The organism is Sphaerotilus natans, from assembly GCF_900156335.1.
GTDB classification, from domain to species: domain Bacteria; phylum Pseudomonadota; class Gammaproteobacteria; order Burkholderiales; family Burkholderiaceae_C; genus Sphaerotilus; species Sphaerotilus natans.
The window spans coordinates 46,071-59,660 of the sequence record NZ_FTMZ01000012.1; the positions used below are offsets into that span (position 1 = coordinate 46,071).

Below are 13,590 nucleotides of genomic sequence, written 5' to 3' on the forward strand. Positions count from 1 at the left end.
GCCTCAGTTCATTCGCCGTCGACGACCAGCCGGTCGCGGCCGGCGGCCTTGGCCGCGTACAGCGCCCGGTCGGCGCGCTCGAGCAGCGCTTCCAGCCCGGCGATGTCGGCCTGCATCAGCGCCAGGCCGATGCTGACGGTATAGCGGATCACGGTGCCATCTGCCCGAGTCACCGTGTCGGCCGCCATCGCGCGGCGCAGCCGCTCGGCCACCAGCCGCGCGCCCTCCAGCCCGGTCGAGGGCAGCAGCACCGCGAACTCCTCGCCGCCGATGCGCGCCGGCACGTCGACCTGGCGCAGCGAGCGCAGCATCACGCCGGCGAGCTGGCGCAGCACCTCGTCGCCGGCGGCATGGCCGTGCTGGTCGTTGACACGCTTGAAGTGATCGGCATCGAGCAGCAGCAGCGCCAGCGGGCGCGGTGCCCGCCGGAAGCGCTCGATCTCTCGCTGGCCGGCCTCGAAGAAGACCCGCCGGTTGGCCAGTCCGGTCAGGTGATCGGTCTCGCTGGCGCGGCGGCGCTGCTCGTGCGCGTCGCGGCGGTCGCTGATGTCGCGCAGCACCAGGCTGAAGCCTGCGGGCGGGTCGCCGTCGCCGATGCCGCTGACCGGCACGATCATCGTGCTGCCCCAGTAGCGCTGGCCGTCGGCGCGCACCAGCCAGCCCTCGTCCATGCTCCAGCCGTCGGCGCGCGCCTCGTGCAGGCGGTCGAGCAGGCGCTCCGGCGTGGTGGCGCCTCCCGCATGGAAGATCGTCGCGGGCCGGCCCAGCACCGCCTCACGCGCGAAGCCGGTCATCTGCGTGGCCGACGCCGACCAGTGCGCGACCCGCCCCTCGGCATCCAGGCCGACTGCCGCATGGTCGTGAATGCCGGTCAGCGCCGCATTCAGCCAGGCTTCGTTCTGGCGCAGCCGGCGCTCGCGCTCGACCTGGGCGGTGATGTCCGACAGCACTGCGACGAGCTGCCCGGCCTGCAGCCGGCGCAGCGTCAGCGACAGCACCAGCGGGCGCTGCCGACCCTCGGGGCCGACGCGCAGCGCCAGGGCCTCGCCGTCGATCAGCAGCTCGCCGGGCGCACCGCTGCGGGCCCGCAGGGCCAGATCCGGCATCGCCGGGCCGAGCAGGTCGAGCAGGTTGGCGAGCGACGCGCCGATGGCCAGCGGCAGCAGCAGCTGGGCCGCGGCGGCGTTGACCAGCGCGATGCGACCCTCGTCGTCGGTCTGCACCAGGCCGACCGGCGCGGCGTAGAGCAGCTGCAGCAGCTCCTGCTGCTCGTCGGTGCCAGGGTTCTCGTCCGGCGGGGACGCGGCCATCATGCGATCCGATCCGGATCAGAGGCGCTGGATCAGCACATAGCGGCGTTCGACGCCGGGCGTGGCCAGCAGCCGCAGCTTCACCGGCGTCGGCCGCATGCGCAGCGTCAGCACGAAGTCGACGATGGCATCGAGCGGCTGGCCGACCTCGGCGGCATCGTCGAAGCGCTGCGCGACGAGAAAGTTGTTCATGCACTGCGCCACGACCGAGAACAGCGGCAGGCCGAGCACTCGCGCCGGGCTGAGACCGGCGGCGCGTGATTCGTAGGCGTTATAGCGGCACACCACGGTGTCAGGCCGCAAGCCGATGACGCCGAAGCCGAGCGCATCGAGTTCCGTGTCGGTCATCGCCTCGAGCGAGGCGAGCAGGTCGGGCTGGTCGAAGCCGGGGAGGGAGGCGTCGTTCACGTCGGTGCTTCCTGACTGACGGCGGCGAGCTGCGCCCGAGGCAGCCCGGGTGGGGCCTGCTGGCGGAGGCGGTGAGATTCGAACTCACGGAAGGGTTCCCCCTTCGCCGGTTTTCAAGACCGGTGCCTTAAACCGCTCGGCCACACCTCCAGCAGGGTCGCCATTGTAGTCAGAACGGCGCGAGGGCTTGCGCGCAGTCGATGCCGACAAGTTCACGCCGACCGCCGTCGATGCGCGCGGCCGTGAGCCGGCCGCCCCAGACGCAGCCGGTGTCGAGCGCGAGCAGGTCGGGTCGGTCGAGCATGCCCAGCGTCGACCAGTGGCCGAACGCGACTGGCGTGCCCGCGGTGCGCCGGCCGGCAATGTCGAACCAGGGGCGCAGGTGCGCGGGGGCGGCGTCGGCGCCTTCCTTGAGCTGGAAGTCCATCGTGCCGTCGGCCTCGCAGAAACGGATGCGCGTCAGCACGTTGATGATCAGCCGCAGCCGGTCGTGGCCGGCCAGCGTGTCGTCCCAGCGCGCGGGCGTATTGCCGTACATCACCTGCAGGAAGGCGGGCAGGTTGGGGCCGCGCAGCAGTGCCTCGGCCTCGGCGGCCAGGGCCAGCGTCTGCGCCGCGTCCCACTGCGGCACGACGCCGGCGTGCACCATCAGCCAGCCGTGCGCCTGCACCGCCAGGCGCTGGTGGCGCAGCCAGTCCAGCCAGGCCTCGCGCTGCGGGCTGGCGAGGATCTCGCCCAGCGTGTCGGAGCGGTGCGGCGCGCGCACCCCGTGCGCCACCGCCAGCAGGTGCAGGTCATGGTTGCCCAGCAGGCAGGTGGCCGCATCGCCGAAGCCGGCCAGGCGCTCGAGCACCTTCAGCGAGCACGGCCCCCGGTTCACGAGGTCGCCCAGCAGATAGAGGCGGTCGCGCGAGGGGGAGAAGTCGAGGGTGGCCAGCAGTCGCTCGAAAGCGTCGCAGCAGCCTTGCAGGTCGCCGATCAGGTAAATCATGGCCCGGATTCTGCTACGCTCGCCGGGCCTCAACTTCCGGCGCGGCGGGGCTTGCCGTGCCTGTCATGGACCTAGCTCTACTCTTTTCGCTGATCCTGCTCAATGGCGTGTTCGCCATGTCCGAGATGTCCCTGGCCGCCAGCCGCAAGGCGCGGCTGCAGGTGATGGCCGAGACCGGCGACGCCGGTGCCCGCGCCGCGCTGGCGCTGCACGACAGCCCGACCCAGTTTCTCTCGACGGTGCAGATCGGCATCACCTCGATCGGCGTGCTCAACGGCATCGTCGGCGAGGCGGCCTTCTCGGGGCTGCTCTCGGCCTGGATCATCGAGACCTTCCCGGTGCCCGAGAACATCGCCTCGGTGATCGGCACCGCCTTCGTGGTGGTGATCATCACTTTCGTGACCATCATCTTCGGCGAGCTGGTGCCGAAGCGCGTCGGCCAGATGTACCCGGAAACGGTGGCGCGTCTGGTCGCGCAGCCGATGGCCTGGCTGTCGGTGGCCGCCGGCCCCTTCGTCAAGCTGCTGTCGGGCACGACCCAGGCCATCCTGAAGCTGCTGGGCGTGCGCGACACCGGCAGCCGTGGCGTGACCGAGGAGGAAATCGCCGCCAGCCTGGAAGAGGGCCTGGATGCCGGCGTCATCGAGGCGCACGAGCACCTGATGGTGCGCAACGTCTTCCGGCTCGACGACCGCCAGATCGGCTCGATGATGATCCCGCGTGGCGACATCGCCTGGCTGGACGTGGCTGCTCCGCGCGAGGAAATCCTGTCGGTGCTGACCGAGCACGGTCATTCGCGCTATCCGGTCTGCCGCGGCAGTCTCGACGAGGTGCTGGGCGTGGTGACCGCGCACCAGCTGCTGATGCAGCTCGCCGGCAGCCGCGAGTTCGTGCTGCTCGAGTCGATGCAGCCGGCGGTGTTCGTGCCCGAGACGCTCTCGGGCATGGAACTGCTCGAGCATTTCCGCGGCTCGCCGGTGCAGATGGTCTTCGTCGTCGACGAATACGGCGTCGTGCAGGGCGTGATCACGCTGCGCGACGTGCTCGAAGCCATCACCGGCGAGTTCACGCCGCATCAGGCCGAGGATGCCTGGGCGGTGCAGCGCGCCGATGGCTCCTGGCTGGTCGACGGGATGATCCCCGTTCCTGAGCTGAAGGACCGCCTGGGCCTGAAGCTGCTGCCCGACGAGGACCGGGGGCGCTACAACACGCTGGCCGGCATGGTGATGCTGCTGCTGGGCCGGCTGCCGCAGACCGCTGATGCGGTCGAATGGGAAGGCTGGCGCTTCGAGGTGGTCGACCTCGACGGCAAGCGCGTCGACAAGGTGCTGGCCAGCCGCATCGAGGAACTGGCCGAGGAGCCCACGACATGACATCGTCCAACGCCGGTGCCGGCGTGCTCTACCACCATCCGGTGCTGCTGACCCGCGAGCAGCACGCTGATCGCCGCGTCGTGCCGGTCACCGACTGGCGCATCGCCGCCGGGCTGAATGCGGTGCCGGTCACCGTCGTCGAGTTCGAGTCGCTCGCGCGCGAGCTGCCGCTGGCCTTCGTGCCGGCAGGGCGCGACGGCGAGGGCCGCACCCGGGTCGCGCCGGTGGCGCTGCTGGGCCTGAGCGAGGGCGAGAACCTCTGCATCGACGCCGACGGGCGCTGGATCGGCACGACGATTCCGGCCTTCCTGCGCCGCTACCCGTTTGCCTACGCCACCGCCGACGACGGCGCGCCGACGCTGGCCGTCGATGCGTCCTGGCCGGGCTTCAACACGGTGGAGGGCGAGCGCCTGATCGCCGACGACGGCCAACCGACCGAATTCCTGAAGCAGACGCTGGCCGTCCTGGAGCGCTACGAGCGCGACACGCTGCGCACCCGCGCGCTGTGCGACCGGCTGGTCGCGCTGGACCTGCTGCGCGGCGGCGAGATCCGCGGCGAGCTCGCCAGCGGGCGCCAGCTCAACGCCACCGGCTTCTTCCTGATCGACGAGCAGCGCCTGGCGACGCTGCCCGACGAGGCGGTGCTGGAGCTGCACCGCAGCGGCCTGATGGCGATGATCCACGCCCATCGTGTGTCGATGGGCCATGTGCAGACGCTGGCCGCGCGCCTGAGCGCCTGAGTTCGGCTCAGGCCGCGGCCATGGCGCGGCGGCGCACCGCCGCCAGCAGCACCGTGACCAGCGCCAGGCCTGCCAGCCAGCCTGCGCCCAGCGCGCCGCCACTGTCTTCCGTGGAGGTGGTCGCCGCTGGCGTGCCGGCGCCGTCGCTGCTGTCGGTGCCGCAGGTGGCGGTCGGGGCCGGGCCGGTGCGCAGCACGGCCGAGCTGCTGGCGCTGCTGCCCGCGCTGTCGGCGACGGTCAGCGTGACCGCCACCAGGCCGCTGCCCAGCGCCGAGACCGAGGCGGTCGAGCCGCCGGTCGTGCCATTGAATCGCGCCAGCGTGCTGTCGCCCAGCGCCCAGCCGTAGCCGGCGAGCGTGCGGCCAGTCGCCACGCTCGAGCCGCTGCCGTCGAGCAGCGTCGCGCTGCCAAGGTCGATGCGGGTCGTCGTCTCGCCGATGCGTGCGATCGGCAGCGAGCCGGCGGCGGCGCGCACGGCGGCGCCTGCATCCAGCATGCCGGCGCCACAGGTGCCGGTGGTGCAGTAGCACTCGTCCTGGTCGGCGCTGAGGCCGGCCACGCAGGTCGACACGCCGGCACCCGCGCCACTGGTCGGAAAGCTGCGGGCGCTCGATTTCAGCAGGGCCATGACCTGCGCCGGTGTCAGCGCCGGGTTGGCTGCCAGCATCAGCGCGGCGGTGCCTGATACCAGCGGTGCCGAGAAGCTGGTGCCGACCGCCGCATCGCTGCCGCCGGTGGTGTGGGTGGGGCAGGACGGTGTGGTGGTGCCGGTGTTGCTGGTGCTCAGGATCGGATAGAGGCACTCGCCGCTGAGGTTGACGCAGTTGCCGGCCGGCGCAGCGATGGTCGCCTGCGGGCCGAGGCTGGAGAAGCCGTTCTTGGTGCCGGCGTGGCGCAGCCCAGCCACCGCGATGACACCGGGGCAGTTGGCCGGCTTGTTGACCTGGCGGCTGTCGTTGCCGGCCGAGGCCACGACCACCGCGCCGGCCGCATTGACCTCCGCCACCGCGACCGAATAGGGGTCGGACGCCGTGCAGCCGCTGGCGCTGTCATCCTTGTAGCCCAGACTCATGTTGATGACCCGCGCCGGATTCGGGTTGGCGGGCACGCCCGGCACCGTCAGGCCGGCGGCCCAGCGCATGCCGGCGATGATGTCGGAGTCATAGCCGCCGCACTTGCCCAGCACCCGCACCGGCAGCACCCGCACATGGCGGCCCAGACCGGCCATGCCGCTGGCATTGTTGGTCGACGCGCCGATCAGTCCGGCCATCTGCGTGCCATGCCAGCTGCTGTCGGAGACGCCGCAGTCCTTGAGCGTGGCATTGCTGCTGTTCTCGGTGCTGCTGATCCAGTCGCCCGGATCGGCCGGATTGCTGTCGCGGCCGTCGCCGTCGTTGGCGATCACCGACTCGGAGATGAAGTCGTAGCCGCCCACCAGCTTGCCGTCGAGATCCGGATGGTTCCAGCGCACGCCGGTGTCGAGCACCGCGACGATGACACCGGCGCTGCCGGTGGTCAGCGACCAGGCCGTCTCGGCATTGATCGCCGAGACCAGCGTGCTCGAGGCGCTGCGCAGATACCACTGGCCGCTGGCCGGGCTGAAGCCACTGCCGCCGGCGTACAGCGGATCGCTGACCGCGGCATGGGGGCGGCGACGCTGGTCGACATGCACCGACAGCACCTCGCTGTCGGCCGCGAGCCGGCGTGCCAGCGTCGCGCTGCTCATGCCGCTGGCGGTCATGACCTGCATGTCGGGGGCGAGGCTGTGGCCGTCCTGCAGCGTCAGGCCGAGACGGCTGCCCAGCGCCTGGGCCTGGCGCAGCTCCGCCACGGTGGCACGGGTGCCGGCCGACAGCGTCGAGGCCAGCCGGGTGCTGGTGCGCAGGCGCACGATGACGCGTGCGGTCTCGGCGCTCTGCACGCTCTCGGCCGGCAGGGTGGCGGCCCGCAGCGGCGTGCGCTCCGTGCCGGCCAGGGCCTGCGGGGCCAGACCGGTCAGGAACAGCGCCGACAGCGCCGACAGGGTCAGGGTGGCCAGCGTGTTCGAGGTGGGGCGGGTCGTCATCATCGTGGGGGCGATCTCGGGGATCGGACGAGTTTAGGCCTGCCTGCTTGTCGGCCTTGTTGCCGGGCAATGAAGCGCCTGACGGGTGTGTAGCCATTTGTCTCGCCCTGTTCCCGGCCCGGCACCCCCTTGTCACGCGGCGTAAAGACTTGGCGTGGGTGTTGCTGTCGAGTTCTTCCATCCCTTGAATGCGGGATCAATTGATTCCTCAATCGGAATAAACGCCGGCTAACATCAGGCTCATGAGGTGAGCCCGGCGCGTGTGTCCGGCGACTCGCACGAGCCGGACCAACCAGGGGAAGTCCACATGGAACGCACGGAACGCTTCTGCCGGATCGAGCTGCTGATCCGCAGCCGCGGCTGCGTCAGCTTTGCCGATCTGATGACCGAGCTGGGCATCTCGCGTGCCACGCTCAAGCGCGATCTCGACCACCTGCGCACCCGCATGGATGCGGCCATCGTCTACGACCGCGAGCGCAACGGCTACCGCTTTGCCGGCACCGGTCGGCCGGTGCGACGCGCCGCCGAGCCCGAGGCGCCAGGCGTGTGGTTCAGCGAGCGCGAGATCCATGCGCTGCTGACGATGCACCAGCTGCTCGACGGTCTGGGCGGCTCGAGCAGCATGGGCCGGCATCTGCAGCCGGTGCTCGAGCGGCTGCAGGGCATGCTCGGCACCAGCGAGAGCGAGGCGCGCGAGCTGGTGCGCCGGCTGCGGGTGGTGCCGCCGGTGCGCAAGCCGGTGCGCGGGCGCAGCTTCGAGCGTCTGGCCGGCGCGGTGCTCGAGCGCCGGCGCCTGCGGCTGACGATCGATCCAGGCGATGGCGGCGGCGAGCGCGAGCGCATCGTCTCGCCGCTGCGCATGATCCATGACGGTGGCATCTGGCTGCTCGACGCCTGGTGCCACGAGCGCGAGGTGCTGTGTCGCATTCCGGTGCCTTCGGTGCGCGCGGTGCAGTGGCTGGAGATGCGGGCTCGCGAAGTGCCGATGCGGGTGATCGAGGCCGAGCTCGACGCGATGCCGGCCCTCCGTGCGGCCTGAGCGTACGGAGGGCCGCGCAAGCGCCTGCAAGCTGAACGCAGGCCGGCTTGGCTATAGTCGGGGCTCCTCCGATTTGCTGGCCGCTGCATGAAGGCTCTCCTCGTCGACGATCACACGCTGTTCCGCTCCGGCCTGATGATGCTGCTGGCGGCCCGTTTTCCGGAGGTGGAAATGCGCGAGGCCGGCGGCGTGCGCGAGGCGCTCGAGCGTCTGCAGGCCGAGCCCGACATCGAGCTGGTGCTGCTCGATCTGGGCGTCTCCGACAGCCAGGGCCTGCCGACGCTGCGCCAGCTGCGCGCGGTGTCGGACGAGCTGACCATCGTGGTGATGTCGGCCGCCGATGACGCCGAGACCATGATCGCCGCGCTCAACGAGGGCGCGGCCGGCTTCATCCCGAAGACCACCCGGGGCGGCGGCGTCGAGAGCGCGCTGCGGGTGGTGCTGGGCGGGGGCGTCTACCTGCCGCCGGCGGTCTACAACGCGGTGGCGCCCACGCCGGCGGTGGCCGCGCCCTCGGTCTCGCAGGACGCGCGCAATGCCGAGATCATCGACCGGCTCGGCCTGTCGCCGCGCCAGGTCGACGTGCTGCGGCTGCTGGCGGCCGGTCAGTCGAACAAGATCATCTGCCGCGAGCTCGATCTGGCCGAGTCCACCATCAAGACGCATCTGCTGGCGCTGTTTCGCAAGCTCGACGTGGGCTCGCGCACCGAGGCGGTGGTCACCGCGGCTCGGCTGGGACTGCGTTTTCCCCACTGAGACGAACCGAACCGGCCCGACACGAGGAGCGATCGCCATGAACCCATTCCTGCTGCGCTGGGGCGCCGGCCTGCTGCTGGCCGGCCTGACCGGCGTCGCCGCCGCGCAGAGCGTGCTGCGCATCAGCGCGGTGCCGGACGGACGCACGCCGGAGCAGCAGGCTGAGCAGTTCGAGCCGCTGGGCGACTACCTGTCGAAGCGACTGAAGACCCGCGCCCAGTGGGTGCCGTTCAAGACCGAAGCGCAGCTCTCGGCCGCGCTGCTGGCCCGCAAGGTCGATCTGGCGTGGATTCCGGCGGGCACGCTGGTGATGCTGCAGGCGCAGGCGCCCAGCCAGGTGCTGCCGCTGGTGCAGCGCGACGAGGATGCGCGCAGCCGCTCGGTCATCGTCGTGCGCGCCGATTCGGCCCTGCGCAAGCCGCAGGACCTGAAGGGGCGCACGCTCGGCTTCGGCCCGGTCAGCAGCGCTGCGGCGCACCTGATGCCGCGCGCGGCGCTGCTGGCGGCCCGGATCGACCCGGCCCGCGACCTGAAGGTCAGCCACGCGCAGAACGAGGAGGCGGTGCTGCAGGCCCTGCAGTCCGGCCAGGTCGATGCGGCGGCCTTTGCCCAGGCGACCTGGGAGGGCTGGGGCGCGGCTTCGCGCATCGACGCCCGCCAGTGGCGCGTGCTGATGAGCACCGAGCCCCGCGCCGACCGCTCGCTGAGCGTGCGCGGCGATTTTGGCGAAGGCCACCGCAACGCGATCGCGGCCGCCTTCCTGGCGCTGGAGGCGGTGCCCGGCGGCAAGGACATCCTGCGCAGCCACGGCACCCGCCGCTTCGTGCTGGCGCCGCCCGAGGCCTTCGATCCGGTGCGTGACGCGGCCCGGCAGGCCGGGCTGATCCGTTGAGCGGCCGATGCCGGCTTGGCGCCTGAGCATAGAATCACGCCCCGTTTCCCCTCCGACCCCGAGTCCGTATGAGCATCAAGAGCGACAAGTGGATCCGCCGCATGGCGGAGCAGCACGGCATGATCGAGCCGTTCGAGCCGTCTCAGGTGCGCTTCGCTCCGGACGGCCACAAGATCGTCAGCTACGGGACCTCGAGCTACGGCTACGACATCCGCTGCGCCGACGAGTTCAAGATCTTCACCAACGTGCATTCCACGGTGGTCGACCCGAAGAACTTCGACGAGAAGAGCTTCGTCGACTTCAAGGGCGATGTCTGCATCATCCCGCCCAACAGCTTCGCACTGGCGCGCACGGTCGAGTACTTCCGCATTCCGCGCAGCGTGCTGACCGTCTGCCTGGGCAAGAGCACCTACGCGCGCTGCGGCATCATCGTCAACGTCACGCCCTTCGAGCCCGAGTGGGAAGGCTACGTGACGCTGGAGTTCTCCAACACCACGCCGCTGCCGGCCAAGATCTACGCGGGCGAGGGCTGCGCGCAGGTGCTGTTCTTCGAGTCCGACGAGATCTGCGAGACCAGCTACCGTGACCGTGGTGGCAAGTACCAGGGCCAGACCGGCGTCACGCTGCCGCGCACCTGAGCGCCCATGGGGGATTGCCCCGGTCCGTTTCCGGGGCGCTTTGCTACCATCGAACGGCTGTTCGTCCTATCCCGTCAATGCGGGTCGGGCGTGAAACCCTGCCGCATCGCGGCACCACGGACGAGGCGCATCCGCTCCCCCTGACATTCCGCCGCGACGGAATTCCTCCATGCGACATCTTGTCCGGCCCGCCGCACTGGTGGCCAATTTCTTCGACATGCTGCCGCCTGCGCAAGTCGCGACGGCTACCGCGATCCAGCAGGCGGTGATCGCTGCCGAGCCTGATCTGGCCCAGGCGGTGCGCTGGGGCAATCTGATGTTCCTGTATCGCGGCAGCAACCTGATGGCGATGGCGCTGCACAAGGGCCAGGCGCATCTGCAGGTGCTCAACGGGGCGGAGCTGATGATGCGCTTTCCCCAGCTCGACGGCGTCGGCCGGGGCATGCGCATCCTGAAGTTCCGCTACAGCCAGCCGGTCGATGCCTTGCTGATCGGCGAGGTGGTGCGAGCCTCGCTCGGCCTGCTGCAGGCTGCTGCGCGCTGACTTCTGGTTCAGGCGCTGTAGCCGCGCCGGACCGGGTCCTGCTCCTCGCCGGCCAGCACCGCCACGGCCCGGTCGACCGGCGCGCGGCTGCGCTGCAGGCGCGCCAGGGCCTCGCGCACACGGTCCGAAGCCAGGCTCAGCCGGTCGCGCATCGCTGTCGACAGCCGGCCCTGTCGGGCCGCGGGAGTCAGTGTGTCCATCGTGCAGGCCAGCAATTCATGCAGGCGGCGGGCCTGGGGCTCGATGCGCGCATGGTCCTGCAGCCTCAGCGCATGCTCGAGCAGCGCGATCTCTCGCTCGAGACGGCCCATCAGCGCTTCGGGTGACAGGGCGTTCGTGGCAGGGGGCGGGGTGTGTCGTGAAGAGTTCATGGTCGACGAGGTCTCGCGTTGGCGGTCGCCGCTGCGAGCGGGCTGGCCGCCCCGTCCTCAGCGACCGGTTCCGATCTGGCCCAGCAGATCCTGGGCATTGGCCAGCAGCTTGTCGGCGATGGCTTCCGCATTGATGCGGTAGACCCCGTCGGAAATGGCCTGGCGCATGCGCTGCACCTTCTCGGTGTCGAACTCCGCGTTCGCGTCGGCCATGCCGCCCTCGCGCAGCGCAGCGCTGGTCTCGGACATCTGCACATTGGTGCTGCTGTCCGCGGCGTCGGCGGGCGTGCCGTTGACCGGAGCCGGCGGCGTGGCTTCACGCGGCGTGGCCTCCTGCCGGACCGGTGGGGCCGTGGGATTGACCGCCGCCAGGGCTGGCGCCGGGGTGTTCAGGGGATTGCTGTTGCCGATCTTCATCACGTACTCCTGCAGACCTTGGATGGTCCTTGTTCCGGGTGTCGAGCATTCGACCGCCAGAACACAACCCCTGTGTCGTGGCGTGTGACCGAATTCTCGCAACCTCTGTGTCAAGTTGGGTATCGGTCTGCCTGACAGGCACTTTAGCCGGAGCGTGGGTAAGTTGTATCTGCTTGTGTATCAAATCTGCGTGAAGATGCACTTCAGGGGCGGCGGCTGACCAGGGCTCCGCGAGCCACGGCAGCCCGCAGCGCTCGGCATCGCGGCGGATCTTGCGGCTCATGAGCGCACCTCGACACGACGCTCGCCGGTGGGCCAGCCGGTCACGATCTTGCCCGAAGGTGTCCGCACCCTGACGGCCTGTCCGTCCAGGCCGTTCGACAGGGCCTGGGCCTCGGTGCTGGCCGAGAAGCCCTCGCCCACATAGACCAGCGTGATCGTCTCGCCAGCGGCGAACCACTGGCGAGTGCGCAGGTGATGCGGGCGCAGCGGTGTGCCTGGGGGCAGCGTGGCGGTGACCAGCCGTCCGACCAGCAGCTGCGGATCGCGGAACACCGGCGCGGCGGCGCTGGCGATGTCGACCTCGCGGATCTGCAGGTCCTCGGCACGGATCTCGGCGCCGGCCTGCAGCGGTCCGGTGTTCACCACCGCCGGGCTCCAGACCCGCACGGTCACCGGCAGGAAGACATTCCAGTTCACCGGGCCGTCGGTGCAGCGCAGGCCCACGCGAGTGCGGCCCCAGGCGGTCGAGCCGGTCGGCAGGTAGGGATCGATGCGCCGGCATGGCGCCAGCTTCAGGCGGGCATCGAGCTGCCCGGGCTCGATCTCGATGCGCGCATCTGCGGGCAGCGCGGAGGCGCCGCCGCGTGCCAGCTCCATCAGCTGCTGCAGCGGAATCGGGGAGGGCGCCGTGCTCGTGTCGCTCGCCTGCACGGGCCTTGCCAGCGCCAGCGTCAGCGTCAGCAGCGGCAGGGCGATCGCGAGCACCCGGGTCCCGGCCCGTGCCGGGTCCGACGCGGACTGGAAGGCGCTCGGAGCAGGGGCAGCAGTGGCAGACGGTGACTCGATCATGACGCGCCACTGTAGGTCGCTCTCGAGACGATCCAGTGCCCAAGATGGGGCGCACGTGTCGGCCTTTTCCGTGGAGCGCTGTCCCGGGGGGGCATCAAGAATGCCGCCAGATCCCCGAACCCCGACCCCGATGCCGAGGATGTCATGCTGAACCGTCTCGACAGCTCGCTGGGCTTCCAGTCCCAGGCCCTGCTGCTGCGCGCCGAGCGCCAGCGGCTGATCGCGAGCAACATCGCCAATGCCGACACGCCCGGCTACCAGGCGCGCGATCTCGACTTCGCCACTGCGCTGCGCCAGGCCACCGGCCGCTCGGCGGTGCCGGCGGTGGCGATGGCTGGCACCAGCGAGCGCCACCTCGGTATCGGCCAGTTGCCCGCCACACGTGAGGCCTCGCTGCTGTATGCGCTGCCGAGCCAGACCAACCTCGACGGCAACTCCGTCGACATGGACCGCGAGCGCGCCAGCTTCGCCGACAACGCGGTCAAGTACGAGGCCTCGCTGCGCTTCATCAACGGCAGCGTGCGCACCATGCTCGATGCCATCAAGGGGCAATGATGTCTCTGCTCAGGATCTTCCATGTCTCCGGCAGCGCGGTCAGCGCGCAGAGCCAGCGGCTCAACACCGTCTCGTCCAACCTCGCCAACGCCGACACCGCGGCCGGCCCGGACGGCAAGAGCTTCAAGGCTCGCCAGGTGGTCTTCCAGACCCTGCCGATGAGCGACGACGCCAGCAGCGTCGGCGTCAAGGTCTCGGCGGTGCGCGAGGACGACACGCCGGGCCGCCGCATCCACGACCCCGCCCACCCGAATGCCGACGCCGAGGGCTATGTGACCTTCAGCAACGTCAATCCGGTGGAGGAGATGGTCAACATGATCTCCGCCTCGCGTTCCTACCAGAACAACGTCGAGGTGATGAACACCGCCAAGTCCCTGCTGCTGAAGACGCTGCAGATGGGCCAGGGCTGAGGCTGACACC

16 protein-coding genes and 1 tRNA gene are annotated in these 13,590 nt (G+C 70.4%); 9 read left to right on the forward strand and 8 right to left on the reverse strand.

Annotated features, from left to right (window positions below; genetic code table 11):
• Positions 1-8 precede the first annotated feature (8 nt).
• From BW996_RS11905 to BW996_RS11920, 4 genes are all read right to left on the reverse strand, one after another.
• The gene (locus BW996_RS11905) at positions 9-1,313 is read right to left on the reverse strand and encodes a sensor domain-containing diguanylate cyclase (RefSeq protein WP_245801914.1); all 1,305 of its coding nucleotides are present in this window, start codon (positions 1,311-1,313) and stop codon (positions 9-11) included.
• 15 nt (positions 1,314-1,328) lie between these two features.
• Positions 1,329-1,718 (reverse strand): phosphonate transporter, encoded by a 390-nt coding sequence (locus BW996_RS11910; RefSeq protein ID WP_037477986.1) that lies wholly within the window; start codon positions 1,716-1,718, stop codon positions 1,329-1,331.
• 60 nt (positions 1,719-1,778) lie between these two features.
• Positions 1,779-1,868, reverse strand: a tRNA-Ser gene (locus BW996_RS11915).
• A gap of 19 nt (positions 1,869-1,887) precedes the next feature.
• Entirely contained in the window at positions 1,888-2,709 is an 822-nt protein-coding gene (locus BW996_RS11920; protein WP_037477984.1) for a symmetrical bis(5'-nucleosyl)-tetraphosphatase, read from the reverse strand.
• 65 nt (positions 2,710-2,774) lie between these two features.
• Here BW996_RS11920 and BW996_RS11925 point away from each other — a divergent pair, with 65 nt between their 5' ends.
• Positions 2,775-4,082, forward strand: coding sequence for a hemolysin family protein (locus BW996_RS11925; RefSeq protein WP_037477983.1), 1,308 nt, complete (start codon positions 2,775-2,777; stop codon positions 4,080-4,082).
• Entirely contained in the window at positions 4,079-4,822 is a 744-nt protein-coding gene (locus BW996_RS11930; protein ID WP_037477980.1) for a SapC family protein, read from the forward strand. Before BW996_RS11925 ends, BW996_RS11930 begins: the two co-directional genes overlap by 4 nt.
• A gap of 7 nt (positions 4,823-4,829) precedes the next feature.
• Here BW996_RS11930 and BW996_RS11935 read toward each other — a convergent pair whose 3' ends face one another.
• Positions 4,830-6,890, reverse strand: coding sequence for a S8 family peptidase (locus tag BW996_RS11935; RefSeq protein ID WP_051631500.1), 2,061 nt, complete (start codon positions 6,888-6,890; stop codon positions 4,830-4,832).
• Between the two features lie 304 nt (positions 6,891-7,194).
• Between BW996_RS11935 and BW996_RS11940 the strand changes: the two genes are divergently transcribed.
• The 5 genes from BW996_RS11940 to BW996_RS11960 all read left to right on the forward strand — a co-directional run bounded on the left by BW996_RS11940 (position 7,195) and on the right by BW996_RS11960 (position 10,756).
• The gene (locus BW996_RS11940; protein ID WP_051631499.1) at positions 7,195-7,926 is read left to right on the forward strand and encodes a helix-turn-helix transcriptional regulator; all 732 of its coding nucleotides are present in this window, start codon (positions 7,195-7,197) and stop codon (positions 7,924-7,926) included.
• An 87-nt stretch (positions 7,927-8,013) separates the two neighbouring features.
• Positions 8,014-8,682 carry a LuxR C-terminal-related transcriptional regulator gene (locus BW996_RS11945; RefSeq protein ID WP_037477974.1) on the forward strand — a complete coding sequence of 223 codons (669 nt, stop codon included), beginning with the start codon at positions 8,014-8,016 and terminating at the stop codon, positions 8,680-8,682.
• Positions 8,683-8,719: 37 nt separating this feature from the next.
• Positions 8,720-9,574 carry a phosphate/phosphite/phosphonate ABC transporter substrate-binding protein gene (locus BW996_RS11950; protein ID WP_037477973.1) on the forward strand — a complete coding sequence of 285 codons (855 nt, stop codon included), beginning with the start codon at positions 8,720-8,722 and terminating at the stop codon, positions 9,572-9,574.
• Positions 9,575-9,642: 68 nt separating this feature from the next.
• Entirely contained in the window at positions 9,643-10,212 is a 570-nt protein-coding gene (gene dcd / locus BW996_RS11955; RefSeq protein ID WP_037477972.1) for a dCTP deaminase, read from the forward strand.
• A 169-nt stretch (positions 10,213-10,381) separates the two neighbouring features.
• On the forward strand, positions 10,382-10,756 hold the full coding sequence (locus BW996_RS11960; protein WP_037477971.1) for a DUF1801 domain-containing protein: 375 nt from the start codon (positions 10,382-10,384) through the stop codon (positions 10,754-10,756).
• An 8-nt stretch (positions 10,757-10,764) separates the two neighbouring features.
• Here BW996_RS11960 and BW996_RS11965 read toward each other — a convergent pair whose 3' ends face one another.
• From BW996_RS11965 to flgA, 3 genes are all read right to left on the reverse strand, one after another.
• Entirely contained in the window at positions 10,765-11,127 is a 363-nt protein-coding gene (locus tag BW996_RS11965; protein ID WP_139330860.1) for a hypothetical protein, read from the reverse strand.
• 57 nt (positions 11,128-11,184) lie between these two features.
• Positions 11,185-11,544 carry a flagellar biosynthesis anti-sigma factor FlgM gene (flgM, locus tag BW996_RS11970; protein WP_051631498.1) on the reverse strand — a complete coding sequence of 120 codons (360 nt, stop codon included), beginning with the start codon at positions 11,542-11,544 and terminating at the stop codon, positions 11,185-11,187.
• 279 nt (positions 11,545-11,823) lie between these two features.
• The gene (gene flgA / locus BW996_RS11975; protein WP_051631497.1) at positions 11,824-12,531 is read right to left on the reverse strand and encodes a flagellar basal body P-ring formation chaperone FlgA; all 708 of its coding nucleotides are present in this window, start codon (positions 12,529-12,531) and stop codon (positions 11,824-11,826) included.
• Between the two features lie 228 nt (positions 12,532-12,759).
• Between flgA and flgB the strand changes: the two genes are divergently transcribed.
• Both flgB and flgC read left to right on the forward strand, forming a co-directional pair.
• Positions 12,760-13,170 (forward strand): flagellar basal body rod protein FlgB, encoded by a 411-nt coding sequence (gene flgB / locus BW996_RS11980; protein ID WP_037477968.1) that lies wholly within the window; start codon positions 12,760-12,762, stop codon positions 13,168-13,170.
• Positions 13,170-13,580, forward strand: a complete 411-nt coding sequence (gene flgC / locus BW996_RS11985) for a flagellar basal body rod protein FlgC (protein WP_037478007.1) — start codon at positions 13,170-13,172, stop codon at positions 13,578-13,580. Before flgB ends, flgC begins: the two co-directional genes overlap by 1 nt.
• Positions 13,581-13,590 lie beyond the last annotated feature (10 nt).

What these genes read in the sequence shown, in the direction of transcription:
- BW996_RS11905 (WP_245801914.1), bottom strand. Translation starts at nt 1,313, where the DNA reads ATGATGGCCGCGTCCCCGCCGGACGAGAACCCTGGCACCGACGAGCAG.
- BW996_RS11920 (WP_037477984.1), bottom strand. Translation starts at nt 2,709, where the DNA reads ATGATTTACCTGATCGGCGACCTGCAAGGCTGCTGCGACGCTTTCGAG.
- BW996_RS11925 (WP_037477983.1), top strand. Translation starts at nt 2,775, where the DNA reads ATGGACCTAGCTCTACTCTTTTCGCTGATCCTGCTCAATGGCGTGTTC.
- BW996_RS11930 (WP_037477980.1), top strand. Translation starts at nt 4,079, where the DNA reads ATGACATCGTCCAACGCCGGTGCCGGCGTGCTCTACCACCATCCGGTG.
- BW996_RS11935 (WP_051631500.1), bottom strand. Translation starts at nt 6,890, where the DNA reads ATGATGACGACCCGCCCCACCTCGAACACGCTGGCCACCCTGACCCTG.
- BW996_RS11940 (WP_051631499.1), top strand. Translation starts at nt 7,195, where the DNA reads ATGGAACGCACGGAACGCTTCTGCCGGATCGAGCTGCTGATCCGCAGC.
- BW996_RS11945 (WP_037477974.1), top strand. Translation starts at nt 8,014, where the DNA reads ATGAAGGCTCTCCTCGTCGACGATCACACGCTGTTCCGCTCCGGCCTG.
- BW996_RS11950 (WP_037477973.1), top strand. Translation starts at nt 8,720, where the DNA reads ATGAACCCATTCCTGCTGCGCTGGGGCGCCGGCCTGCTGCTGGCCGGC.
- dcd (WP_037477972.1), top strand. Translation starts at nt 9,643, where the DNA reads ATGAGCATCAAGAGCGACAAGTGGATCCGCCGCATGGCGGAGCAGCAC.
- BW996_RS11960 (WP_037477971.1), top strand. Translation starts at nt 10,382, where the DNA reads ATGCGACATCTTGTCCGGCCCGCCGCACTGGTGGCCAATTTCTTCGAC.
- BW996_RS11965 (WP_139330860.1), bottom strand. Translation starts at nt 11,127, where the DNA reads ATGAACTCTTCACGACACACCCCGCCCCCTGCCACGAACGCCCTGTCA.
- flgM (WP_051631498.1), bottom strand. Translation starts at nt 11,544, where the DNA reads ATGAAGATCGGCAACAGCAATCCCCTGAACACCCCGGCGCCAGCCCTG.
- flgB (WP_037477968.1), top strand. Translation starts at nt 12,760, where the DNA reads ATGCTGAACCGTCTCGACAGCTCGCTGGGCTTCCAGTCCCAGGCCCTG.
- flgC (WP_037478007.1), top strand. Translation starts at nt 13,170, where the DNA reads ATGTCTCTGCTCAGGATCTTCCATGTCTCCGGCAGCGCGGTCAGCGCG.